This window comes from Rhizobium sp. AAP116 (assembly GCF_001295785.1).
GTDB lineage: Bacteria > Pseudomonadota > Alphaproteobacteria > Rhizobiales > Rhizobiaceae > Allorhizobium.
In genome coordinates, this window is the sequence record NZ_LJIB01000044.1 from 1 (window position 1) to 1,083 (window position 1,083).

The 1,083-nt window shown below is 55.7% G+C and carries 2 protein-coding genes; both read right to left on the reverse strand.

Going from position 1 to position 1,083, the window contains the following annotated elements:
- Positions 1-217 precede the first annotated feature (217 nt).
- The gene (locus IP85_RS21775; protein ID WP_054151764.1) at positions 218-466 is read right to left on the reverse strand and encodes a hypothetical protein; all 249 of its coding nucleotides are present in this window, start codon (positions 464-466) and stop codon (positions 218-220) included.
- Between the two features lie 103 nt (positions 467-569).
- Positions 570-809: a hypothetical protein gene (locus IP85_RS21780; protein WP_054151765.1), complete on the reverse strand. Its 240-nt coding sequence runs from the start codon at positions 807-809 to the stop codon at positions 570-572.
- Positions 810-1,083 lie beyond the last annotated feature (274 nt).

The following is a 1,083-nucleotide window of genomic DNA, read 5'->3' on the forward strand; positions in this document are numbered from 1 at the left end:
TGGCGTTGTCATAGGTGATCGAGCCCGGGATCGGCTGGACGGAGGCGAAAGCGGAGGTGCCGGCAGCGAGGGCGATGAGGGCTGCAGAGATGATGGTCTTCATGGTCGTATTCCTTGTGTAGCGTTTTGTGGGCGGCGGCTCGGGGCGGTGGAGAGGGTCGAGCCTGCCGCTGGAGGTCTTCACATCTTGGGAGGCGTGTTGGGTTGAACGCTTCGATTACGAAGCGTTGGAGATCTGACGATCGACCAGGGTTACCGTCTGGTCGGCGTTGACCTTGTAGACTTCGCGAACGTCGCGGCCGTCACCGTTGGAGAAGGTGTGGAAGAAGGTCGAACCAACAGGTGCCTTCTCGAGCTGAACATTGGCGTTGTCATAGGTGATCGAGCCCGGGATCGGCTGGACGGAAGCGAAAGCGGCCGAGCCGGCTGCGAGGGTGATGAGGGCGGCAGAGATGATGGTCTTCATGGTGATAGTTCCTTATCTTGAATTGAGCTCAGCCTCAGGCTTTCAGCTCTAGATTGTATTGATGGGTAGCATCTACCCGTGATGGGGATCGTCTTGCGTGCCGTCAGTCGTTCGCCATGGAACGGGAGACGATGGAGACGGTCCGGTCTGCATTCACCTTGTAGATCTCATGGACTTCCGTGCCGTTGAGATGGAAGGTGTGGAAGAAGTTCGAACCGGCGGGTGCCTGTTCGAGCCTTGGCTGCGCACCGCCATAGGTGATTGAGCCTGGGACTGGCTCGATCGCGAAAGCGGCCGAAGCGGCTGCTATGGTGGTCAGGAGTGCTGCTGCGATGGTCTTCATAGTGTGTAAGCCTTTAGAACCTTGCTTTATCGAACTGCTCGGTTCGATGAGCTGTATTTGGCGTATGGCGCTGGAGAAATCAATACCCCTTTGCGCACAATCGAACTGATTGGTTCGGTGAGAGTACCCGGTATCACGGAGGATACTTGAAGGGTTAGGTGAGGAAAAACAGCGGGTTAGGCTGCAAATGCACTGTCATTTAACTATGACATACAACGATTATTTTTTGTCACAATCACCCTTTTGTGACAGCTTGGTGGGGTGAAAGGGGAGG